The organism is Paenibacillus sp. JCM 18996, assembly GCF_055392555.1.
This window is the reverse complement of the sequence record NZ_AP043884.1, coordinates 223,273-247,053: the sequence shown is the minus strand read 5'-3', so window position 1 is coordinate 247,053 and position 23,781 is coordinate 223,273. Positions and strand designations below refer to the sequence as shown.

The 23,781-nt window shown below is 52.2% G+C and carries 22 protein-coding genes; 1 reads left to right on the top strand and 21 read right to left on the bottom strand.

The genetic code is table 11. The features are described 5' to 3' along the window. Positions 1–61 precede the first annotated feature (61 nt). The 4 genes from lpdA to pdhA form a co-directional block, all read right to left on the bottom strand. Entirely contained in the window at positions 62–1,468 is a 1,407-nt protein-coding gene (gene lpdA, locus ACZ5N7_RS01200) for a dihydrolipoyl dehydrogenase (protein ID WP_464656649.1), read from the bottom strand. Between the two features lie 4 nt (positions 1,469–1,472). After that, a complete protein-coding gene (locus tag ACZ5N7_RS01195; RefSeq protein ID WP_464659098.1) occupies positions 1,473–2,795 on the bottom strand; it encodes a dihydrolipoamide acetyltransferase family protein in 1,323 nt (440 codons plus the stop codon). A gap of 58 nt (positions 2,796–2,853) precedes the next feature. Next, complete coding sequence (locus ACZ5N7_RS01190; protein WP_464656647.1) at positions 2,854–3,831, bottom strand: alpha-ketoacid dehydrogenase subunit beta; 978 nt, start codon at positions 3,829–3,831, stop codon at positions 2,854–2,856. Between the two features lie 87 nt (positions 3,832–3,918). Then, the gene (pdhA, locus tag ACZ5N7_RS01185; RefSeq protein ID WP_464656645.1) at positions 3,919–4,986 is read right to left on the bottom strand and encodes a pyruvate dehydrogenase (acetyl-transferring) E1 component subunit alpha; all 1,068 of its coding nucleotides are present in this window, start codon (positions 4,984–4,986) and stop codon (positions 3,919–3,921) included. Between the two features lie 242 nt (positions 4,987–5,228). Here pdhA and ACZ5N7_RS01180 point away from each other — a divergent pair, with 242 nt between their 5' ends. Next, positions 5,229–5,954, top strand: a complete 726-nt coding sequence (locus tag ACZ5N7_RS01180; protein ID WP_464656643.1) for an alpha/beta hydrolase — start codon at positions 5,229–5,231, stop codon at positions 5,952–5,954. Between the two features lie 182 nt (positions 5,955–6,136). Here the strand turns inward: ACZ5N7_RS01180 and ACZ5N7_RS01175 are convergent, their stop codons facing one another. From ACZ5N7_RS01175 to cymR, 17 genes are all read right to left on the bottom strand, one after another. Continuing rightward, positions 6,137–6,958 carry a lipoate--protein ligase family protein gene (locus ACZ5N7_RS01175; protein ID WP_464656641.1) on the bottom strand — a complete coding sequence of 274 codons (822 nt, stop codon included), beginning with the start codon at positions 6,956–6,958 and terminating at the stop codon, positions 6,137–6,139. Between the two features lie 70 nt (positions 6,959–7,028). Next, complete coding sequence (locus ACZ5N7_RS01170; RefSeq protein ID WP_464656639.1) at positions 7,029–7,169, bottom strand: hypothetical protein; 141 nt, start codon at positions 7,167–7,169, stop codon at positions 7,029–7,031. A gap of 94 nt (positions 7,170–7,263) precedes the next feature. Continuing rightward, positions 7,264–9,078, bottom strand: coding sequence for a peptidoglycan D,D-transpeptidase FtsI family protein (locus ACZ5N7_RS01165; RefSeq protein ID WP_464656637.1), 1,815 nt, complete (start codon positions 9,076–9,078; stop codon positions 7,264–7,266). Positions 9,079–9,482: 404 nt separating this feature from the next. Continuing rightward, on the bottom strand, positions 9,483–11,636 hold the full coding sequence (locus ACZ5N7_RS01160) for a methyl-accepting chemotaxis protein (RefSeq protein ID WP_464656635.1): 2,154 nt from the start codon (positions 11,634–11,636) through the stop codon (positions 9,483–9,485). 169 nt (positions 11,637–11,805) lie between these two features. Further along, positions 11,806–13,149, bottom strand: coding sequence for a peptidase U32 family protein (locus tag ACZ5N7_RS01155; protein ID WP_464656634.1), 1,344 nt, complete (start codon positions 13,147–13,149; stop codon positions 11,806–11,808). A 15-nt stretch (positions 13,150–13,164) separates the two neighbouring features. Beyond that, complete coding sequence (locus ACZ5N7_RS01150) at positions 13,165–14,088, bottom strand: peptidase U32 family protein (protein ID WP_464656633.1); 924 nt, start codon at positions 14,086–14,088, stop codon at positions 13,165–13,167. Positions 14,089–14,127: 39 nt separating this feature from the next. Continuing rightward, positions 14,128–15,261, bottom strand: coding sequence for an endolytic transglycosylase MltG (gene mltG, locus ACZ5N7_RS01145; protein WP_464659096.1), 1,134 nt, complete (start codon positions 15,259–15,261; stop codon positions 14,128–14,130). Positions 15,262–15,417: 156 nt separating this feature from the next. Beyond that, positions 15,418–15,720, bottom strand: a complete 303-nt coding sequence (locus ACZ5N7_RS01140; protein WP_464656631.1) for a DUF1292 domain-containing protein — start codon at positions 15,718–15,720, stop codon at positions 15,418–15,420. A gap of 6 nt (positions 15,721–15,726) precedes the next feature. After that, a complete protein-coding gene (locus ACZ5N7_RS01135; RefSeq protein WP_464656629.1) occupies positions 15,727–16,047 on the bottom strand; it encodes a DUF1292 domain-containing protein in 321 nt (106 codons plus the stop codon). Positions 16,048–16,055: 8 nt separating this feature from the next. After that, positions 16,056–16,472: a Holliday junction resolvase RuvX gene (ruvX, locus tag ACZ5N7_RS01130; protein ID WP_464656627.1), complete on the bottom strand. Its 417-nt coding sequence runs from the start codon at positions 16,470–16,472 to the stop codon at positions 16,056–16,058. Positions 16,473–16,484: 12 nt separating this feature from the next. Beyond that, positions 16,485–16,745 (bottom strand): IreB family regulatory phosphoprotein, encoded by a 261-nt coding sequence (locus ACZ5N7_RS01125; protein ID WP_464656625.1) that lies wholly within the window; start codon positions 16,743–16,745, stop codon positions 16,485–16,487. A gap of 103 nt (positions 16,746–16,848) precedes the next feature. Beyond that, positions 16,849–19,479 carry an alanine--tRNA ligase gene (gene alaS, locus ACZ5N7_RS01120; protein ID WP_464659094.1) on the bottom strand — a complete coding sequence of 877 codons (2,631 nt, stop codon included), beginning with the start codon at positions 19,477–19,479 and terminating at the stop codon, positions 16,849–16,851. Positions 19,480–19,965: 486 nt separating this feature from the next. Beyond that, positions 19,966–21,036, bottom strand: a complete 1,071-nt coding sequence (locus ACZ5N7_RS01115) for an AI-2E family transporter (RefSeq protein WP_464656623.1) — start codon at positions 21,034–21,036, stop codon at positions 19,966–19,968. A gap of 310 nt (positions 21,037–21,346) precedes the next feature. Then, on the bottom strand, positions 21,347–21,544 hold the full coding sequence (locus tag ACZ5N7_RS01110) for a hypothetical protein (protein ID WP_464656621.1): 198 nt from the start codon (positions 21,542–21,544) through the stop codon (positions 21,347–21,349). A 10-nt stretch (positions 21,545–21,554) separates the two neighbouring features. Next, a complete protein-coding gene (locus tag ACZ5N7_RS01105; protein ID WP_464656619.1) occupies positions 21,555–22,073 on the bottom strand; it encodes a PRC-barrel domain-containing protein in 519 nt (172 codons plus the stop codon). Between the two features lie 11 nt (positions 22,074–22,084). Continuing rightward, positions 22,085–23,236, bottom strand: coding sequence for a cysteine desulfurase family protein (locus tag ACZ5N7_RS01100; RefSeq protein ID WP_464656617.1), 1,152 nt, complete (start codon positions 23,234–23,236; stop codon positions 22,085–22,087). Positions 23,237–23,246: 10 nt separating this feature from the next. Further along, the gene (gene cymR / locus ACZ5N7_RS01095; RefSeq protein ID WP_464656616.1) at positions 23,247–23,666 is read right to left on the bottom strand and encodes a cysteine metabolism transcriptional regulator CymR; all 420 of its coding nucleotides are present in this window, start codon (positions 23,664–23,666) and stop codon (positions 23,247–23,249) included. Positions 23,667–23,781: the final 115 nt, after the last annotated feature.

The window sequence follows — 23,781 nt, the reverse complement described above, 5'->3', positions numbered from 1 at the left end:
CCCTTGTAACAGCAAAGAGCAGAGGCGCCCGCCTCTGCTCTTTGTTTGTATATTTGCTATATTATATGTGGATAGGATGCCCCAAAGTCACGTCAGCCGCTTCCATCACGATCTCTCCCAGTGTCGGGTGAGCATGGATGGTCATCGCAATGTCTTCCACCGTAGTGCCCATCTCAATCGCGAGGCCCAATTCGGCAATGAGGTTGGATGCTTCATGCCCTACGATTTGAGCGCCAAGCACCAGGCCGGTTTCTTTATCGGCTACAAGCTTGACAAAGCCGTCTGTCGCGTTCACGGACAAGGCGCGTCCGTTAGCCGCATAAGGGAATTTACCGGCTTGTACGGTGTATCCTGCCGCTTTCGCTTCGGTTTCGTTCAAACCGACGCTGGCGATTTCCGGATCGGAGAACACAACTGCCGGAATCGCTTTGTAATCGATTTGGCTGGCCATCCCTGCAATGACTTCCGCCGCTACTTTGCCTTCGTAAGAAGCCTTATGCGCGAGTGCAGGGCCTGCTACGATGTCGCCGATCGCATAGATATGCGGTATGTTGGTTTGGCATTTCTCGTTGATCTTGATCAAGCCTCTCTCGGCCATCTCGATATTGATCAGGTCGAGCCCCAGCTCTCCGTCGGTGTTCGGACGGCGTCCCACAGTAACCAGGACATAATCTGCAGTTACTTTCTTCTCTTCGTCTTTCACGGTAAACGTTACAGTTACGTCTTTCTCCGTCGCTTCGGAGGATTTGGCCATAGCTTCGGTAAACACCTCTACGCCGGCTTTATCCAGATTCTTGGCGACCAATTTGGACATTTCCTTCTCGAATCCCGGCAGGATTGTGTCCGAGCCTTCCAGAACGGTCACTTTCGTTCCGAACTTCGCAAACGTCTGGCCAAGCTCGATCCCGATATAACCGCCGCCGATAACTACCATGCTCTTCGGAATTTCACTCAGAGAAAGCGCCTCGGTGGAGGACAGGATTCTCTTGCCGAACGGGAACGGCTTAAGCTCAATCGGACGGGAACCGGTAGCGATAATGCAGTGCTGGAAACGGTAGCGCGGAGATTCCTGCTCATTGAACAAACGCGCTTCATGCTCATTGATAAACATCGCTTCGCCGCGGAACACCTGGATCTTGTGCTTCTTGAACAGCATGCCGACACCGCCGGTCAGCTGTTTGACGATTTTGCCTTTCCACTCCTGGGTTTTGGCAAAATCGATTTTGATATTATCCGCGGAAATCCCTTGAGAGGAAGAATGAGTCATCGTTTCATAATTGTGTGCAGCCGAGATCAAAGCTTTGGAGGGGATACATCCCACGTTAAGGCATACCCCGCCGAGTTCGTTTTTCTCTACCACCATTACACTCTTGCCAAGCTGGGCGGCGCGGATGGCGGCCACATAGCCGCCGGGTCCGGCACCGATAACCAGTACGTCAATATCTATAGAAGCGTCTCCTACTACCATAGTCTTATACCTCCATTACTAACAGCTCTGGGTCGGCCAGCAGCTGCTTGATGTAGTTCATGAAGTTTTGCGCCGTAGCACCGTCGATGATGCGGTGGTCAAAGCTTAGGGACAGCGCCATTACAGGCGCGGCAACGATCTCGCCGTTTCTTACTACCGGTTTCTCGGAAATGCGGCCGGTACCCAAGATCGCCACCTCAGGGAAGTTGATGACCGGAGTAAAGAACATGCCGCCGGCGGAACCGATGTTGGTGATGGAAATCGTGCTGCCTCTCATCTCTTGAGGGGCCAATTTGCCCTCGCGTCCGCGGGAAGCAAGGTCGCGGATTTCATTCGCGATCATCCAGATGTTTTTGCGGTCGGCGTCGGCTACGACAGGAACGATCAATCCGTTGTCCGTGTCGGTTGCGATTCCGATGTTGTAATACTTTTTGTAGACAATCTCGTTAGCCTGTTCGTCGATCATTGCGTTCATGACCGGGAACTGGCGGCAGGCCGCTACCAAAGCTTTGACAATGAAAGGGAGATAAGTAAGCTTTACGCCTTTTTTCTCAGCGGTCGGCTTGGCTTTCGTACGAAGCGCGACCAGCTGCGTTACATCGACCTCATCCATGATCGTCACGTGAGGAGCGGTGTATACCGATTTCACCATCGCATTGGCAATTACTTTGCGGATTCCTTTGAACGCTACACGTTCTTCCGCACGGTCGCCAGCTGCAGGAGCCGGAGCCGCGGCCGCAGGAGCTGCAGCCGTTTCAGCCGCTTCGGGTGCGGCGGCCGATTGACCAGGGGTGAACCCGGTGATGTCTTCCCTCGTAATGCGGCCGTTTTTGCCGGTGCCGTTAAGTTGCGATAAATCCACGCCCTTTTCTCTCGCAAACTTGCGCACACTCGGGGTGGCCAGCACTTCTTTGGCATTGGCTGCGGGAGCCTCTTGCCCCTTGCCCGGCGCTGGAGCTGCCGCGGCAGGAGGAGCAGCAGCGGCGCCTTCTTTGCCTGCTGCTTCAGGCTTCTCTTCCGCTGAGCCTTGGGCTTGAGCCGCCGTAGTATCGGAACCGCCCGCAGCCGGCCCTTCGCTTCCTTCTATTTCGCCTTCGACTTCAATGACCGCCACCAGCTCGTCGACATGGCACACCTGGCCCTCTTTCACTTTGACTTCCTTCACGGTGCCTTCTACCGGACAAGGGACTTCTACGACCGCTTTATCGTTCTGAACCTCCATCAGGATACTCTCGTCATTCACTTTGTCGCCCGGTTTAATGAGCAGCTTTACGATTTCGCCTTCATGTATCCCTTCGCCAAGTTCAGGAAACTTGTACTGAAACATACCCACGAGTCATGACCTCCTAAGGCTTACGGTTAATTTAGTGTCTAAACTTCGCTTATTAAAATTCCATCACTTTCTTCACGCCGGCCATCACTCTTGCGGGGTTTGGAAGCCACGCGTCCTCGATCATGGCATAAGGATATACAGTGTCCGGGCCGGCTACGCGCAGAACGGGAGCTTCCAAATGAAGAATCGCTTTCTCATTGATTTGGGCTATCACTTCTGCCGCAGCTCCGGAAGTCTTCTGTGCCTCCTGAACTACAATAGCGCGATTCGTTTTCTTGATGGATTCCACAAGTGTATCGATGTCCAGAGGGATCAAGGTGCGCAAATCGATCACTTCCGCACTGATGCCTTCCTTCTCCAGCTCTTCGGCCGCTTTCAAGGAAGTGTGCACCATGGCGCCGTAGCTGATGATGGTGACGTCCTTGCCTTCCTTCACTACACTGGCTTTGCCGATCGGCACAGTGTACTCTCCTTCCGGAACTTCCGCGCGGAAAGAACGGTACAGATTAAGATGCTCCATGAAGAATACAGGGTCGTTGTCCCGGATCGCGGAGATCAATAACCCTTTCGCGTCGTAGGGGTTCGAAGGGATCACTACTTTAATACCCGGAGTTTGCATGAGCAAACCTTCCAGGGAGTCCGTATGCAGCTCCGCAGCCTTTACCCCGCCGCCAAACGGGGTTCGGAACACGATCGGAGCGTTGTACCGGCCTCCGGAACGGTAGCGCATGCGGGCCGCTTGAACCGCGATCTGGTCCAGGGCTTCAAAAATAAACCCGACAAACTGGATTTCCGCTACGGGGCGGAAGCCCTGTATGCCCATTCCCACGGCCAGTCCGCCGATTGCAGACTCGGCCAGCGGAGTATCGAACACCCTGTCTTCGCCAAATTCGTTCTGCAAACCTTCGGTGGCGCGGAACACGCCCCCCACTTTACCTACGTCTTCGCCGAACAGCAGCACGCTCGGATCACGTTGCAGTTCCACGCGCATTGCGTCTTTTATCGCTTGAATCATAGTCATTTGTGCCATGACGGTTGTTTTCCTCCTTATATAAACGGTGCTCGGGATTAGCAGCTCTGTACCGGGCCTGGCAGGCCCACCGGATGCTTGGCTTAATTAAGCGAAGTCCGCTTTCTGTTCTTCCAGGTATTTCGGTGTTTCCTCGTACATCGAATCGATCAGGCCGGCAACCGTCATTTTCTCTGTTTGTTCGGCTTTCTTGATGTTCTCGGCCACCCATGCTTTAGCTTCGTCTCTCCAGGCGTTCTCCTGCTCTTCCGTAACCAGGCCTTTATTGGTTAAGAAAGCGCGGAAGCGGGTAATCGGATCTTTGGGCTCCCATTCGCCCTCTTCGTCTTTCGTTCTGTATTTGGTAGTGTCGTCCGCCATGGAATGCGGCCTGAAGCGGTACGTAAGAGCCTCGATCAGCGTCGCCCCTCCGCCGTTTCTTGCATGCTCCGCGGCTTCCTGCACCGCTTTGACCACGGCCAGAACGTCCATGCCGTCTACTTGGACTCCACGGATCCCCGCCGCCAAAGCCTTGTGGGCAATGGATTGGGCGCCTGTCTGTTTGGCAAAAGGAGTCGTGATCGCGTAACCGTTGTTCTGTACAAAATAAATGGCGGGCAGCTTGAATGCGCCGGCAAAGTTCAAGCCTTCGTAGAAATCTCCTTCGGAGCTTCCGCCGTCACCCGTATAAGTGATCGCTACGCGCTTCTCGTTCCTTTTCTTGAAAGCCATTGCTACGCCGGTCGCATGAAGGATCTGCGCACCGATGATGATTTGCGGCATGAGAACATGGACATCTTGGGGAATTTGCCCTCCGTGCTGATGCCCTCTTGAATAAAGGAACGCTTGATATAAAGGAAGCCCGTGCCATACGATCTGCGGCATGTCGCGGTATCCGGGGCAGATGAAATCGTCTTTGTTAAGCGCGAACTCACTGCCCACCATGGAAGCTTCCTGCCCGGAGACCGGAGCATAAAAGCCGAGACGCCCTTGGCGTCCCAAATTGACGGCGCGCTCATCCCACACCCGGGTGTACACCATTCTTTTCATAACCTCGACCAGCTGCTCGTCTGTTAGCTCAGGCATCGCTTCTTTATTGATAACCGAACCGTCGGGCGCGAGAACCGACAGCGCTTCGACATTCTCTGAACTGACTTCGTAACGTGGCTTGCTCATCCAATTCACCTCATTATTGATTTTCATACCCACATTCATTTTCTTCTGTTATAGTGATATTATAAACCTGTTTTTTTAAAAAGTACACCATTTCGTTGAATAACCATGACTAATTTTGCAACATCATATATAACAGATGCAAAAATGATATAGTACAGAAACCGTATTTTTAGCCCGCTATTATAATACACCTGCTAAAAATACCCAAATATCACAATACTCAAACAGGAGAAGATGCCGCTATGGATTCCAAATATTATAAAAGGACAATCGTGAAGGAAGACCTTCATTCGACCTTTCTCGAGGAGCGGCGCTCCCTTCGCGTCTATTTGCCGCCCGGGTATAGCGAGCTGCTTACTTATCCTGTCATTTACTGCCAAGACGGAGAGCAGTTTTTTAACTTCGGGCGGATCGCGACTTTAATGACCCAGCTCGTCCTGGACGAAGACCGGGAACCCGCCATTATTGTAGGGGCAGACGTCAACATGGCAACCCGTACCTCCGAGTATTCTCCGGATGGGGAGCGGTTCCGCAGCTACTGCCGCTTCTTCGCGGAAGAGATGCTTCCTTTTATCGAGAACAAATACGCCGTACGCCGGGACAAGGGGCAACGGATTTTGGCCGGGGATTCCTTGGGCGGCACTGTTTCGCTCCATCTCGCCTTAGATTATCGTGACCTATTTTGCCAAGTAATATCCTTATCCGGGGCTTTTTATGGAAATACCCGGGAGCGGCTTGCACAAGAAACCGATTTATCCTGGCTGAAGATGTACATGCTGATCGGGCTGCAGGAAACGGAGGTGAAAACGGAGAGGGGAACGCACGATTTCCTTGAACATAACCGGTTGACCAAACCGCTGTTGGAGGAAAAAGGAGCCAGAGTGTGCTATCTGGAGCGGGATGGGGTGCACCTTTGGGGATTCTGGCAGAAGGAGCTTCCGGAAGCTTTGCGTTACTTCGGCGAATAAGCGTTAATTTTCTACTGTGGCCCCCGTTTTCCGATTTGGTAAAATTTAGTTGTCCCCTATGGAGTGCAATCGAGAAGAAACCGCCCGGGGAGAAAGAGGGAACGCGACGGGATGAGGGGGATGTACATTACAAAGTGCGCGGCAAGCTGACCAAAGAGGAAATCCTTAAAGTAGCGGACTCTTTATGTGGATATGCCGTAGCGGGAATGAAGCGTATCGATCATTTGATTGATTTCTGCCTGGGCGAGCAGGTCCGTCAAAGCCCATGGCTCAATAGTGGATATCCGCCCTAGAACCTGAAGCACAGCCTCCGTGAATTGCTCGGAGCTAAAGGTCCCCGCAAGCTCGGACAAGCTCGCCATACTGTATGGGGTAACCAGCGGATAGTCCGCTGCCCCGGCCCCGCCGGAGGCGATGGCATAGAACTGCCGAGCCAGCTCGGCTTTGTCGGCTCCGATCCCCTCAACGACCACAAACGCCTGCACGATCAGGCCATTCAGGTGCCGCCTTTGAGCGATGCCGCAGAATTTGCGCCCCTGCACGCTCAAGTCAAAATCCCCCGGGCAGTAAGAGCCTTGAATTTCACCCTTGTCCACTACAATTCCGGAAAGCTGCAGAGCGTCCCTCACCAGTCCGTACATCCGTTCAAAATCTTTCCGGTGTGCGACGTCCCCTTGAATTTTGGGCAGAATGAGCGACACGTTAACCACACCGAGATCCAGCGGCACGGCGGCCCCGCCGGAGTTTCGTACAGCTGCCTGGTAGCCTTGGGCCTCAAGCCACTTCTGCGCCTCCGCAGCTTTAGGCAGCCGGCTGTCCCGCAGGCCCATCACCAGAGCGCGCGGGTGCCTCCATAAATGAACGACCGGAGGAAATCCTCCGGCAACCTTTCTGCATAACAGCTCTTCCACAGCAAAGGGAAGCAGTACGGGAAAAGGCTCCGTATGCCCGCTGCGGTCGAGGAGTACAATCCGCTCGGGCCGGTTGAACAATGATTGCGACATAATAATCCTCTCTCTCGCATAAAAATGGTATTTCCCATTCTAACGCTATCGCTATGAGGAGACAAGGGCTCTACTTGAATTTCACCTTGTCCGCGTTTTTCATGACGGCCTCCAGCTGTTTTTTCATGCTTCCCAGATCCTTGAACATCTGCTGCAATTTTTTATTTCCCGCCACAAAATCGATTCCTTCTTTCAGCATTCTTGCTTTCATGGACATCTTCCGCCTTTCTTTTTGCTTTTACCATACAATATGCAATGCGGAGAAACCATGCACCACCTCGCTCGGCGGACTGCGCCCCATTCCGCTACGACAGGCTTCGCTGTTTGCCCGATTGCTCCAGAATATCCATCACCTCTTTGAAAAGGGCGGTGGATTGACCGCTTTGTCCAGGCTGCACATTTTTCACAAGCACCGCTACGGCATATTTTGGCGCCTTGACCGGCCCGTAGCCCACAAACCATTGATGGGTCGCAGACCGGGCTTCATCCTTGACTTCCGCGGTTCCGGATTTACCTGCCAGCTCCCATTTCGCGTGCAGCAGCTCCCTGCCTGTCCCTTTTTTTACGACGAGCTCCATCATATTCAGCAGTTCCTCGGCCGTTTTAGCGGATATTGACTTCTTTTCTGAAAATAAAGCCTTTACCGGAAAATCCGCCTCCGTCCGTCCATTGGCAAATTGAATTTCGCTGACCACCCTGGGAGAGAGCACCGTCCCTTTATGCAGCAGGGTAACGATCAGATTCGCCGCCTGCAGAGGTGTAATCTGCACATCCCGCTGGCCTATCGCCGTCTGCACCCGCACTCCGTCATCGTTGCGGGAGGTGCCCTGGGAGAAAAGCTGCCCTCCTTCTTCATTGTCCAGCTGCGCAAAATGCTTATACGGCCCAACGGACCCAGTCCAACCGACAGGATCCATAAGCCCAAGCTTACGGGCATATTGCTCGACTTCATCGGATGTCAGCCTTTCCATCACTTTGGCAAAAGTTATATTGCAGGATTCCGCAAAAGCTTGTTCAAAATCGATGACGCCATGCCCCTCTTTCTTCCAGCAGGTAAATCCGTATTTGCCGAGCGCTCCTTCACAGTCAAACGTTTCATGCGGGCCAACGACCCCTTTTTCCAATGCGGCCGCAGCGATCAATGTCTTGTAAACCGACCCGGGGGCCGCTGCTTTGATCGCCCTGTTGCCCCAATCCCCGCTCTGCAAATCGATATGCGCCGGATCGTACCCGGGCCTGCTCGCCATAGCTGCGACATCGGCGCTGTCGGCGTTCAGCACGACTACAGCTGCTTCCTTAATATGAAGGCGATCCATTGCCGACTCGATTTTCTGCTGTACCGGCAGATCCAGCGTGGTCATAATTTTGAGGGGATAATACACGGGATCCGGTGCGATGATTCGCGCTTCCAAACCGGGCAGCGGCCTTTCCTTTGCGTCTGTAAAATAGGACAAGGACGTTTCCCCGATGCCCATCAGCCATGGTTGAAACGTCCTCTCAAGCCCCGCGCTGCCGATTTCGCTGTTGACGGACAGTTTGCCCTGCTGAATGAACCGGGAATATTGTCCCGCCACCCGTTCCGGATCCTGGCTCGTAAAGCCGAGCAGATGTCTTGCCGTGGAATCCTGCCTGATCCTGGTTTTATATTCCGCTACCTTAAGCTGCGGCAAAGCCAGCCTGTTAATCAGCGCCGACTGCTGCGGCGACAACGCAATTGGCCGGCTCGAATCCGCGTCCTTCCAAATTGCGGGCTTTTTGATCCCGTTTATAAAAACGTCCACACTGTGCTGATCCGTGTTCAGAATGTCGGCCAAAGCACGAATCTGCTGTAGATTTCCCCGGAAATCCTTGGCCGGAAAAGCCGGCTTTACCGGGAAAACGATCAGCACCTGCCTGGACTCACCGGTGAGCGGCATGCCATTCCTGTCATAAAAATCGCCTCTCCCCGTGTTGAGCACGATCCCTTTTTGCCTCTGGTATACGGAATTTTGGGCAAGGTCCACCTTATGGCTGGAAAAACTTCGCGGGCTGATCAACTGAATCCAGAACAGCCTGCCTAAAATAAGCGCAAATGCGGTTGTTAAAGCCAGCCAGCTCAGAAAAAGCCTTCTTTTGTCCAAAGCGCCCTCCACCTTGTCTTGTGTGTTAATACCATTATGAGCATCGGACCTCAGGGACAAACTTGGCGAAAAGAAAAAACGCCTGGCGGCGTCCTTTAGATCTTTGCAGTAAACCAAGCTATTTGCGCGTAAGGAAGAAAAGGGTATGGGGTTCCAGCCGCTGCTGGTTGGCCTTCAGCCACCGTTGATTTGGGGTTCCTCGATCAGGCTAAGCGGCGGGAACACGACACCAAAGGAGGAACGTGAACTTTCCACCCCATACCCTTTTTTAGATCTGCTCCAAAATGTCTTCCCGTTTCCCGGACATTTCCCGGAATAGACTGAATGTCAGGCGGGGAGCATGAAATCTGTACTAGCCTTTCATTGGATGCCCGAGACTCCGCTATCGTCGCATGCGCTGCACACTAGAGTTTAAATCTCATCAATGAATCGGAAAGGCCGTTGGACAGGCTCTCCAGCTTATGCGACAAGTCCACCAGGTTCTGGGAGACGCTCAGCTGCTCCGAGCTTAAGGAGGCCACTTCTTCAGAGGTCGCGGAGGACTGCTGCGCTACAGCGCTGACATTGGTCATCGCTTCAGACAAGACAACCTGTGCGCGACCGAGCTCGTTGATGGATTCCGTCACGTCGACAAGCTGCTCCGAGAAACCGTTCATCTGCCGCTTCACCTGGGCGAAGATCGCATCCGTCTCTTTCACTGAAACAATCTGCTCCTGAAAGATCGGATACGCAGCGGAGAGCACCTTTACCGTTTCATCAATCTCGCCTTGAATCGTTTCCGTGATCTCTGCTACAACGGCTATGGACTGCCGGGATTGATCGGCCAGCTTGCGGATTTCATCAGCAACCACCATAAATCCTTTCCCTGCGGCACCCGCCCGGGCAGCTTCAATCGTAGCGTTAAGCGATAAAATATTGGTCTGCTTCACTACATCATTCAACAGCTCAAGAATTTGGCGGATTGACCGGGTGCTTTCTTTCAGGTGATTGACTTTTTCCGCCATCGATCGGATCATTTGTTCCGTTGCGTTAGTTTTACTCGTCAATTCCGCCATATAATCGGCACCCTGCTGGCTCGATTCCTGCACTTGCGCAGCTGCGGCCCTCATTTGATCGTTAGCGCTGACGACACCTTGGGTTTTTTGCCCTATATGGCCGGTCAGTTCGTTCCCTTTCTCTGATTCCACCGCCAGGCTTGAGGCACCCGACGCAATCTCTTCCGTGGCAACCGCGATCTCCCTCGCGGAAAGCGCTGTTTTCTTGGACGCCTCCGTAAGTTCGCCCGCTGTGTGCAGCACATCTGCCGCGGATTGGTTCGTTTGCTTGACGAGGCTCGTGATTCTCTCCATCATCTCGTTAAAGCCGGCGCCGAGCATCCCGATCTCATCCCGGCTTTTAAAATTTGTCCTTACCTGCAGGTCCCCTTCCGCTCCTCTTTGCATCAGCCGCTCCATCAATTTCAGCGGTCCTCCGATGGAACGGGCGATCGCATATCCGATCAGTGCCGCGATTACAGCGGCAACGGCGGCGATTCCCAACGTCCAGTTCAATATTTTCCTGGTGTCTTTCACCAGAAACTCTACCGGAATCGCACCGAGCAAATACCATCCGGTATAGGCGGATTTGTAGAATACAAGTTTGGATTTTTTATCAGCGGACAGCAGTGAGCCGCTCGTCAGGCTATCGTTTTTGTAAGCGTCAGGCATCGGATTTTTAGAGGCGGAGCCGGGCACGCTGTGATCCGTGCTGTAGATTACCTTGCTGTCCGCAGTGACAATGCTCGCCTCGCTTCCCGCTCCAAGGCCGATTTTATCCGCGTCTTTGCCGATCACATCCAGGTTGAGTTCTATTAACATAACCGCGCTGACCGCATTTGTGTTCAAATTTTTGATCAATCGTCCTACGGCAAAGGCGGGCATGCTGTTCGAATACCCTTTCTCTCTGCTCTCCAGCCATGTTGCCTTGCCGCCGCTGTCAACAATTTTCTTAAACCACTCATCTTTGTTTTGGGAAAATTCGTTTCCACTGCCGGAATAAATCTCCTGACCGTTCGGACTGAGCAGATGGATCGCTTTAATCCCTTTGCTTGTAAACATAAACGAGTTCAGCCTGTCTGAAATTTTTTGGCGCATTTGCACCGTTTCATACAAGCTCTTGTCCCCGGTCTGAAGCTGCTGCAGCTGCTGCTGAAGTTCGGCGTCCAGCATGATCTGCATCGAAATATCTTCATATACGCCGTAAATGTAATCGATTTTTTCTCCGGCTTGGGTAATTGTTCCGATAGACGCTTCCGAAACTTTGTTTTCCACCACGGTTCTTGAGATTTCATAAGAAATAAGGCCTGCGGCAAACACAAAGACAAGGATGCTCACGAAAAAAATAAAAAACAATTTCATGCCTACCGATTTCATCGGGTTCTGGAAGCGCCTTCTTTTCACGTCGAAAGCCTCGTTTTCTTTATTTCCCTCCCCCTCCGTTTGCACTGTTTGGCCTCCTCGGGCCGACCTGATCTTCGCTGCTTTCATTTTCTCTGTGACTGAAGCAAGGATGTTTTTCATAAGGGACCACCCACCTGACCTGATAGAATGTAGCAAACCTCTTTAACCTAGTAAAAAATACCTATACTACAATGTTTTCGGTTTTAGCCATGTTAATTGTTAGAGCAAAAACAAAAAAAAAAAGAAACAGCTACAATCATCGTAGTGTTTCTTCTTCGTCAAAGCCGGTTTATTTCGACCTGCCGCTCTTTTTGCGCATCATATCCATCGCTTGGACAGGCCCGGCCGTTTGCATGCGGATTTTCTGCATAGGATGGCGGGCCGCATCGAGTTCAGTGCCTTCTTCATCATAAATTTTTCCTACCTTTTGCTTGAAAAAGGTTCCTCCCGGACCGAAAAATTCAACTTCCTGGCCCGGTTTATAATGGTTCCTCTGCTGGATCAGGGCCATGCCGGCCGCTGCGTCATAATCAAGCACCAAGCCCGCAAAATCGTACCCGGGACCTTCCTCATCAGGACTGAAGATCTGGTCCTCCTGATCTGGAACATCCCAATAGAAACCGGGATTCGTAGGACGATTGGCCGCCTTGTTGATCTCATCGACCCATTCCTGCTTTAGTTCGTAATTCTCAGGATCGGCAAAATACGAGTCAATCGCCTGCCGATAGACGTTCACTACCGTAGCGACATAGTGAATGCTCTTCATCCGCCCCTCGATCTTGAAGGAATCCACCCCGGATTGAACCAGCTCGGGAATATGCTGGATCATGCACATATCTTTGGAGCCCATAGAGAACTGGTCGTCCTCCTCCTGGAACAGAGGAACTTCCTTCATGCCGATGCGGAAATCTTTCAGCACGCGGTCTTCAGCGGCTTCCTCTGCGGAAACGATGGCATCCACATCCACTTTGCCGTCCTCGAACAGATCGTACTTCCAGCGGCATGACTGGCAGCAGCCGCCGCGGTTCGAGTCCCGGTCCGTAAAATGGTTCGAAAGCACGCACCGTCCAGAATAGGAGCTGCACATCGCCCCGTGGATGAAGGTTTCGATCTCGATATCGACATGGCTCTTGATTTCGAGAATATCCTTCATGCTGACTTCACGCGCCAGAACGACACGGTCAACGCCTTCTTCCTTCCAGAACTGTACGGCCTGCCAGTTCATGACGGACTGCTGGGTGCTCAGATGCACCTCCAGCTTCGGTGCGGCGCGTTTGCAGATTTCGATAATCGCCGGGTCGGCTACGATGATCGCGGCGATGCCGGCATCCTCCAAGCCGCGCAGATATTCCTCAATCCCCTCGATATCCTCATTGTGGGCGTAAATGTTAGCCGCTACGAACACCTTGGCTCCGTAACGTTTGGCGAATTCGACACCTTCGCGCATTTCCTCAAAGGAAAAGTTATCCGCATTAGAACGCAGACCGTACTTTTGACCGCCGATATAGACTGCATCCGCGCCGTAATGCACGGCGAATTTCAATTTTTCCAGGCTTCCCGCGGGAGCAAGCAGCTCGGGCTTTTCCAACCGGACCCTTTTGCCGAGTCCTCTTGGCATCACTTGCGTTGCCATAAATGATTCCCCTCCTTAATACACTTGTTCTTTATAGAAAAATCCGTAGGTTAACTCGCGGTCAGGATTCTGCAGCTTGCGGATGTCTTCCAGCCATTCTTCTTGAAAAGGCCGGCCTTCAGCGGCAGCGTCAATCGCTTTGCGGTAGCTTCGGACCACCGTTTCGTTATATGCAGCCGGCTTGAGCAGGCTTTCGATCTTTAAAGAATCTATCCCTGCCTGGATGAACTCGTCCAGAGTATCCAACATGCAAATATCTTCGGAGCTCATAATATGAGTGCCATTGGCATCCTCGTAGACCGGGTACTGCTCATCCTGTCTTTCCGTCTCCACCAGGTACATTCCCCGCTGAATCCCCGTTTCTTCCTTATCGGTATCCTTCCCCTGGTGCTTCATATAGTTTGCCACCAACGACCGTTTGGAATGATATATATTTGTCATGCCGTGCACCTGCACCTGCACTTCTATCTTGACCTGGCCCTTCACTTCAATGACCTGTTCCATATTGAGCTCTCTGGCCAACACGACGCGGCTTGCCCCTTTTTTTGCCCAGTAATTGGCTGTAGCATAGTTCGTCGAGGTCATCTCCGTATTCCAGTGGAGCTTCAACGAAGGAGCATGCTGCCTGCAGACGATCAGCACTGAGGGATCCCCGAAGACCGCTGCGTCCGCGCCTGAAGCGTTAATAGCCTCCAAATAGGCCGGCAGCTCGCCCAGCACCTCATTCTCCATAATGTTGTTTACCTGGACGTAAACCTTGGCGCCCTTGCTGTGGGCATTATCAACGACCTGCTTCATCTGTTCCAGCTTGATTTCACCGGGCAGACGCATGCCGAATTTCTGTTCGCCAACCAGGATGGCAGTCGCTCCCGCATCGATATATCTTGACGCTTCCTCCGGCGTTCCCGCCGGGATTAAAAGCTCCGGTACCGTAAACATTCCTTCACCCTCTGTTTTAGTTGATCATTGCGGAGCTTATTATTGCACAGCGCTTGCCGCACCGCCGGACATATGGCCGCTTCCCGCATCCGGCGGCTTCCTGGCTTGGGCCGTTTTCTTGCTTTCTTCAATGTTCTTTAAATGCTGCTCATACGTTTCCGCAAAAAAGTGTCCGGCCGAGCCGTCCTTTTTCGTTACATAATACAAATAATTTGTGCCTGCCGGATACAGGGCCGCCTTGATGGATTCAATGCCTGGGCTCGCAATGGGGCCTGGCGGAAGTCCAATATTCAGGTAGGTATTGTACGGGCCTTCCAGCAGCAAATCTTTCTCCATCAACCGTTCCTTTGGCTTGTCGAGCATATATTGAACCGTCGCGTCGATCTGCAGCTTCATATTTTTATTGATACGATTGTAAATGACGCTTGCCACCAAGGGCCTTTCCTCGTCGCGGACGACTTCTTTTTCAATCAATGAGGCCAAAGTAAGGATTTGGTGGAGAGTCAAGTTTTTGGACTTCATCTGGTCTTCCCAGCCTGCGGGCAGCGCAGCCAGCTTTTTGTCCGTTTCCTGCAGCATCCGCTCGATCATGTCGCTTTCCGAGGCACCTTTTCTGAATTCATACGTAGACGGAAAAAGATAGCCCTCCAACCGGTGTTTCAGAGCCGGCAGCTCCGGTATTTGCTTGTAAGCCGCCGCTTGAAAGTCGCGGCCGCTCTGCGCTTTATCCAAAAAAACGGCCGGATTCCCCAATCCGGATTCCTTGAGCTTCTCGGATATTTGAACCGCGTTATAGCCTTCCGGCACGGTAAATCGGCTGCCTTTGGCGGTCTCTCCCTGATTTAATTTCCTGATAATCTCCTGAGGGGTAACGCCGGGCTTCATCGCATATTCCCCAGCCTGAAACCTGCCGCCCTCCTGCTTCCATCTCAAATAGCAAGTAAAAATCCGGGCGCTGCGGATCAGCCCATTTTGCTCCAATGTTTTGGCAATTCGTGCGGGATCCGACCCCGGTTCGACCGTGAATTGCACTTCCTTGCCGGATGAAGCAGGCGGGCGGAACTGGGAATAGCCATATGCCGCCAATCCCCCTGCACAGGCAGCCAGTACGGTGAAGATTACAAGAACGGCACGGAGATAGGCTCTCCCGCCGCGGTAAGGTCCCTTTTGCATAGTTGCCACGGTATCCTCCTTGCTTGCTGAGTCTGAACCCGGATGCTGTCCGGCAAAAAGGCAAAAACCCCACAAAGAAACGTGGAGCGTCGAAGCTTATTGCAGACTGTAACAAAAAGGGCGAACCGCAGTCCGCCCCATGGTTGTAAGCTTCACTTATTTCTCGGGAAAAGTCATCTCGTCGTAAATCTCGGAAACGGTCTCCCATTCGTCATCGTCCTCGATTGTTTCCAGCCCGATCTCGCCATCGATTTGATGCATGCGGAAGAGAGCGACTTCGTCGTCTTTCTTTAATTGCTCGGATTGCAGAACCGCGTAGCCCTGCCCTTCCAAGATGAACTCCTTCAGAATCCTGTAAACGACGGACTCATCCTGTTCATCATAAAGAATGATATCATCTCCGAACTCTTTACGCAATAGATCGGTCTCTTTCACGTTTTTTAACAGTTCGCTCATCATCGCTCCTCAGGCCTCTTCTTCATCCGCTTCCGCCATCAGCGTATTGAAGGTTTCTTCCACGATCTGCCACTCTTCTTCGTCGTCGATCGTATAGAGCTTCAAATCTTCTCCGCCTTCGTCTTCCTCGTAGCGAAACGCATATACTTCATCGGATTCTTCATCCTCATCCACAGGGACAACCATCATGTATTTCTTGTCGCTACCATCCACCTCGAACTTCATGATGACTTCGAATTCTTCCTCGTTGCCTTCCTCATCGGGAATGTAAATCAGCTCTGGCTCTTCGAATTCTTGGATTTCATTCTGCGATTCGTTTTGTTTGGTCATTGTCCCTTTCACCTCTTCTGATTGGAATCTAAAAATCCTTGAAGGATAATGGCGGCGGCCATCTTGTCGATGACTTGCTTGCGCTTCTTGCGGCTGACATCGGCTTCGATCAACGTACGCTGGGCGGCAACCGTGGTGAGCCTCTCATCCCATAAATGAACCGGTAAATGCAGTGTTTCCTTTAACAGGTCCGCGTATTCCTTGCAAATTTCCCCACGCGGACCGATGGTTCCATTCATGTTCTTCGGCAGGCCGACTACAATTTCCGTAACCTCATATTGCTTGATGATCTCCCGCAATCTGTCCAAATCCTGATCCGGCGACTTTCGCCGAATCGTCTCCAGCCCCTGGGCGGTCCAGCGGAATTCATCGCTGACAGCCACCCCGATGGTCTTGTCTCCGTAATCCAAACCCATACATCTCATCAGAATTCCCCGTTACTTGTTGTCACTTAAATAACTGCGCACCAGTTCTTCGATCAGTTCGTCCCGCTCGCGTTTGCGGATCAAACTTCTGGCGTTGTTGTGGCGGGGGATATAGGCGGGATCACCTGACAGCAAATATCCTACAATTTGATTGATGGGATTATACCCTTTTTCCTGAAGAGCGTCATACACGGTGAGCAGCACCTCTTTGGGAGATACTTCAACTTCCTCCGCTTTGACATTAAATTTCATCGTCCTATCCATGGAACTCATTGAAATCCACCCCCGTTCGGTTGACCGTCTACCGCCTGTCGAATAAACGGACGAAGATCTGTCTCCAATTTTCTGCAAGGCCGGGAGTGATTACCCATACCCTCTAGGAAGAAGCCGCTTGCGCAACCAAACCCTGCACGACCGATAAAGCCTCCTGCAGCTTCGCAGGTTCTTTACCGCCCGCTTGTGCCATATCTGGACGGCCGCCGCCGCTGCCTCCACACCGGGATGCCACTTCCTTGATCAATTTGCCGGCGTGAAAACCTTTGGCGACAAGATCCGGGGTTACAGCTGCGACAAGATTAACTTTTTCTTCCATTGAAGCCCCTAATACTATTATAGCGGAGCCAAGCTTGGATTTCATCTCATCTACGATATTTCTTAAAGAATCCATGTCCGGGGCGCTGACCTGAGCCGTCAGTACAGGCACTCCGGCGATGGTTTGCACTGAATCCGCCAGCGATCCGGCTTCGATGCTGCTTAACTTTCCTTTCAGCGACTCGTTCTCGCGGGAAAGCTCTTTTATCTGCCCCATCAAGCCGTCAATCCGCTTGGGCACGTCGCCGATACCCGACTTAAGCAGCGACGCGGCGTCTCTTAGCAACTGCAGCTGCCCCTCCAGGTGCAGGTAGGCTCCGCGTCCGGTGACCGCCTCGATCCGGCGGATACCGGAGCCGATGCCGGATTCGCTGACGATTTTGAAGGAGCCGATCTGTCCTGTGCTCTCCACGTGGCAGCCGCCGCAAAGCTCCAGACTGTAATCTCCCACACGCACTACGCGGACCGTCTCGCCGTATTTTTCCCCGAACAGAGCCATCGCGCCCATCGCTTTCGCTTCATCCAGGGATTTGAATGAAATATCGAGAACGGTGTTCTTCCAAATCTGTTCGTTCACGCGCTTCTCGATCTCCTGGAGCTCCTCCGCCGAGATGCCGCCGAAATGGGAGAAGTCAAAACGAAGCCGTTCCGCCGTCACGAGAGAGCCAGCCTGATTGACATGCTCGCCGAGCACTTCTTTCAGCGCTTTGTGCAGAAGATGGGTGGCTGTGTGATTTTTGACAATATCCCCGCGCAAAGCATCGTTAACGGATGCGGTCACGGTATCGCCCTTACGCAGCACTCCGGATTCCACCTTGACCGTATGCACATGCTGCCCGTGTGGAGCTTTATCCACATCTTCCACCACCGCATGGACGCCGCCGTTAGCCAAAGTGCCATGATCGCTCACTTGGCCGCCGCTTTCCGCGTAGAAAGGGGTGCGGTCCAGAATGATCTGGCACGTTTCTCCGCTTCCGGCCAGGTCGACCAATTCGTTCTCATGCACGATCGCGAGAATTTTAGCAGTTGTTACCAAGTCATTATACCCAACAAATTCCGATTTAACCGTTAAATCCGAGAGCGGGCCGCCCTGCACTTTCATTGAGCCCGAGTCCTGGCGGGCCGCTCTGGCGCGGTCCTTCTGCTCCTGCATCGCCTGGTCGAATCCGGCTCGGTCGACGGTCAGTCCTTTCTCCCCGGCAAAGTCCTCGGTCAAATCGAACGGGAAGCCGTAAGTGTCATAGAGCTTGAAAGCGTCAGGACCGCTGATTTCCGTCATTCCCTCCGCCTTGCAGCGCCCTACGATGTCCGCAAGAATGTTAAGACCGTCGCTCAAAGTTTCGTGGAAACGCTCTTCCTCCGTGCGGATCACCTTCTCGATGAAATCACTCTTCTGGGCTACTTCCGTATAGAAGCTGCCCATAATCTCTCCCACAACGGGAACGAGGCGGTACAAGAACGGTTTATCCATGCCCAGCACCTTGCCGTAACGCACCGCCCTGCGCAGCAAACGCCGTATGACGTATCCTCTGCCTTCATTGGAAGGCAGCACGCCGTCTCCCACGGCAAACGTCACCGTCCGTACGTGGTCCGCAATCACCTTAAGGGCAACATCGTAATCTTCGCTGGTGTGGTAGGCAACGCCGGCGATTTCGCTCGTCTTGCGGATAATCGGCTGGAATAAATCGGTGTCAAAATTCGAATCGACGTTCTGCAGAATTGAAGTGATGCGCTCGAGGCCTGCACCGGTATCGATATTCTTCTTGGGAAGCGGTGTGTAGCTGCCGTCTTTGTTATGGTTAAATTGTGAAAATACGACGTTCCACACTTCCAGGAAGCGTTCGTTCTCGCCGCCAGGCCAGCATTCGGGATCGCTCAGGTCGCCGTAGCCGTCTCCGCGGTCGTAGAAAATTTCCGTACAAGGGCCGCAGGGCCCTTCACCGATATCCCAGAAGTTTTCCTCCAGCTTATAGATGCGTTCTTCCGGAAGACCGATTTTTTTGTTCCACAGTTCAAAAGCTTCCTCGTCCTCCGGGTACACCGTCACCGAGAGCTTCTCCGGCTCGAAACCAAGCCACTTGGGATCCGTCAAAAACTCCCATGCCCAGGTGATGGCATCTTCCTTGAAATAGTCTCCTATTGAAAAATTACCCATCATTTCAAAGAATGTTTGATGGCGGCGGGTTTTGCCTACATTCTCGATATCGTTCGTGCGGATGCACTTCTGCGCATTCGCAATGCGCGGATTTTCAGGGATGACCCTACCGTCAAAATAAGGCTTCAAAGGGGCCATTCCGGCATTGATCCATAGCAGCGACGGATCGTTGTGCGGCACCAAGGACGCACTGGGCTCGATATTGTGGCCTTTGCTTTCAAAAAAACGCAGCCATTTGGAACGGATTTCACTGGCTTTCATCATCTCACTGACCTCCATGGATAGATTAAGAAAAACAAAAAACGCCCCTCAAATTGCAGGGACGAATCATTCGCGGTACCACCCTGGTTATTGCGCCTTCCGCTCGCAGCTTCCCAAATGAAGGGGCCTCTAAGAGCATATAAGGATCGCAATCTCCTCAATAATGAACGGTAACGGGCTCAACCGGCGGGGTTTGCCCGCACTCCGAAAGCAGCTTTCAGCAGGGCCTCGCGAATGAAAGCTCTTGCAGCCGAAGATCCTGAAGCGGATCTGTCGAAGCCTTCTCTCTGTAACCGGGACCTGGCTTACTCTTTTTCTTCAACGTTTTACAATTGCATACAGTTAACGAAATTATAATGCCCCGCAGTGAAGAAGTCAATCGGATAAAGGATTTACGGGCTGGAAGGAGGCGAGCAGCTCGAATCCCTCATACACGGATAGGCGATGTGCATCCATACGGATTTCGGCCTTCCGACGGTCCGTTATTCACACTGTCTTACGGTTAATGTAATAGGCGAAAATATGCTGCAGGATCACCTTCACCACCGCTACAAAAGGAACCGCCAGAATCAAGCCGGGTACCCCGGCTATCTGCCCGCCGGCCAGCAGGGCGAAAATAATCATCAGCGGATGAAGATTGAGCGAACGGCCCACCACCTGCGGAGAAATGACGTTTCCCTCCAGGATCTGGCACGCCGTATTAACGAGAAGCACGTACAGAACCATTTTGACCGAAACGGTGGAAGCCACGACCAAGGCCGGAGCCGCGCCTATGAACGGGCCGATATACGGAATAATATTCGTCACCGCCACAACGCTTGCAAGCAGCAGCGGGTAAGGAATGCCGATCAGCCAATACCCGATATAAGCGATCAGGCCGATAATAAGGCACACCAGAAATTGTCCGCGGATATAGTTGCCAAGCGCTTTATCGATATCCAGCAGAATGCGGATCGTGTGTTTCCTGTGGCCTTTGGGCACGAACGTCAGCACCGTTTTTTCGATGATCTGAAAATCTTTCAGCATGTAGAAAGCGAGGAACGGCACGATAAAAGCGTTAAACATCATAGTGATCGTACTGCCGATACCGTCAACGAAACCAGAAATATAACCCGACGCGGCATTTTCGAACTTGCCGATCGAATTCTGCACAGCCGTCCTCATCCCCTGAGGGAGAAAGGAGTTGTATTTGAAGCCGTCTATCATCGTTTGAGCCCTGGTCGCTATTTCCGGCAGATGCTCGTTCAGTTCCTTCAGCTGATTGATGAACATCGGGATCATATTGATCAAAATAATCGTCATCGATGTAATGAACACCGCGTAGATCAGCAGAACGGCGACGGTCCTCGGCACTTTTCTCTGATTGAGCAGATTGACTACCGGATTTAATACATAAGAGATGATGATCGCGATAATGAAAGGCATAAGCACCGCTTTAAGAAACGCCCACAGCCCGGAAAAAAGAGGCCAGATTTTGAGAAACATGAAGACAATGAGCAAAGAGAGCAGTATATAAAGAAGAATCATCAGCCAACGGTCCTTGAATAATCGGTCCAACGTCGATCACCCCGTGATTCAGGCATTGAAGACGGGCACCCCGCCAGCGAACAATCCATGCGCCTGAACTTCTTTTTCTTCCAATAAGTATATGTACAACCCTTTGGAAATAACCCAACATCTTGGCGGGTGCCGGAATCACGGTTTTTGGACATAAAAATACACCGGCGGGCTCAAGAATTCACGCGTAAAAGCCAAGCTGTGCCATCCGCTGCGCAATGCGACAAAAACCGCAAACAGCGAGACAACAAAACCGCGTTATCAATTCTTCAGCTGCCGGTGACAGCAGTTATATAAATAGGCGAAAATACTAATTCGCGTGGATCTGAGGAATTTCCTCTTCAAAGAACAAGTCGTCCAGCGAACTCAGAGTTCCATCTTCTTCCACTTGAAATACGGACATTTTTTCACCGTTAATCGTCAATTCAATAAAGCAACCCCAGCAATAAAATTGGTGCGAACCGATCTTGCCGATATCTTTGGAATTGCAATTCGGACATCTTACCATCAACTTCACCCTATTCTTCATTTGTTACGAAATTTTCAAGAAGTTCTTTACAATGAACGGGTACTATAATAGCATCGCTGCCCACCGTAACTCCATCTGGAAAAGGAAGCTTCTTGCGCCCCTCTTTTAAATCCGAAATGAAACCCTCCGAAACTTCGAATCCCATTATCTGTTTACCCATATCTTTGCTAAAATAAACATCTTCCAGCTCGCCTAATTGTTCGCCGCCCACAGTGAAAATCGGCATCCCCTTAATCTTGCCGTTGCCGGTCAGCAAAAACAGGTAAGGAGCGGTATCCTCCAGCACCAGTATGCTGTCTTCGTCACTGACCGTAACCGCATCGCTGCCGAAAGCTGCCACGGCGTCCCAACCGATGTAACGGACCGGACTGAACCATTGCTTGGAATCGACCAGCGCCCCCTGGACCTTCCAATCCAAGTCGATTATAAAATCCTTCACCGTACCGATCTGGGTTCCGCTGTCCAGTGTGATCACCGGGAGACCGATGAGATCGTGCGCCTTGTTCAATGCAGCTCCCCCTAATTCATATTACGTATCCGATTGACAATGGTTGCAATCTTACCGGCGGCAGTTTCGATTTGCTCCATAGTATTGCCCAGTCCGAAACTGAAACGCACCGCCGAATTCGTAACTTCTTCAGGAAGATGCATCGCTTCAAGCACGTGGGAAAGCTGCAGGGAACCCGAGGAGCATGCCGAACCGCTGGCTGCCGCAATGCCTTCCAGATCCAGGTTCATCAGCAAAGTTTCCGTATTGCAGCCCGGAAAGCTTATGTTCAATATATGGCCCAGGGTTTCGTCAGGATGGCCGTTCAGGATTACTCCATCCTCCCCGAGCTTCCGCTTCAGCAGCCGTAAAAGCGTCGCCCTCAGCTCAAGCATAAACGCTCGCTTGGACGCCCGCGTCTCTTCAGCGATCTCGACCGCTTTGGCGAATCCGACAATGCCCGCGATATTCTCCGTACCTGCGCGCCGTTTGCGTTCCTGCGTCCCTCCGTGCAGCGCCGGCGCGATCTTCACCTTGCTGTTCAGGTAAAGCGCTCCTACCCCTTTGGGGCCGTTGATTTTGTGCGATGCGAAGCTCATCAGGTCAACGGGCAGCGCTGTCAAGTCAAGAGGCATCAATCCAAGCGCTTGAACGGCGTCCACATGAAAAAACACGCCCGCTTCTCTCGCTGCGCGGCCCACGGCTTCCACCGGCTGGAGCGTGCCCACTTCATTGTTGCCGTACATCATCGAAATCATTAACGTATCCCGGCGCAGCGCGGCCTTCACATCGTCTGCGCTGACGCGGCCGGTTGAATCGACTGGCATATATGTAATGTCGAAGCCCATCTTCTCAAGCTGCCTGCAGCTGTGCAGTACAGCGTGATGTTCTATGGAGGTGGTGATAATATGTCGTCTGGAGCCGCCATAAGCTTCTGCGATGCCGAACAAAGCCAGATTGTCGCTCTCCGTTCCCCCGCCGGTAAAGATCAACTCTCCGCTGCGGCAGCCTAGATAACGGGCTATGCTGTCCCGCGCATCGTTGACTGCGGCGCGGGCCGCACGCCCGAAACCGTGGAGGGACGAAGCGTTGCCGAAGGTTTCCGTAAAATAGGGCAGCATGGCCTGCAGCACATCGGGATGCATAGGCGACGTTGCCGCGTGGTCGAGATAAATGTTTGTCATATCGGTTCACCTAAATGTAAAACATATAGTTGTCGTGTTGGCCATGATCTTTATACGAAATTAAGTTAGCCAAGGTCGTCGAGTTTAATACATCCGCAATACTGTCGCGGATTCGCATCCATAAGTCTCTTTTGGCCGGGTCGTCCTCCTCCGTAAAATCAACCGGCGAAATCGGTCCTTCCAGCACGCGGATGACGTCCCCGGAAGTAATTTCTTCCGGCGCTTTGGAAAGAATGTAACCACCGTAAGCCCCGCGAATGCTTTTCACTAATCCGGAGTTGCGCAGAGGAGCGATCAGCTGTTCCAGGTAATGCTCGGAAAGCTGATGCTTCTCGGCGATGCTTTTTAAACTGGTCGGGCCTTCTCCGTGCTTTCTGGCCAGTTCCATCATAATGGTCAGTCCGTAACGGCCTTTGGTAGAAATTTTCAAATGTGCACCTCGTTCGATATCATCTATATATTGAATGGAAGCAGCCGCTGTATGGACGGGCAGGCGTGACTATCTCATCTTTTCCCATTTGCACAAAAACATTCCAATATAAAAC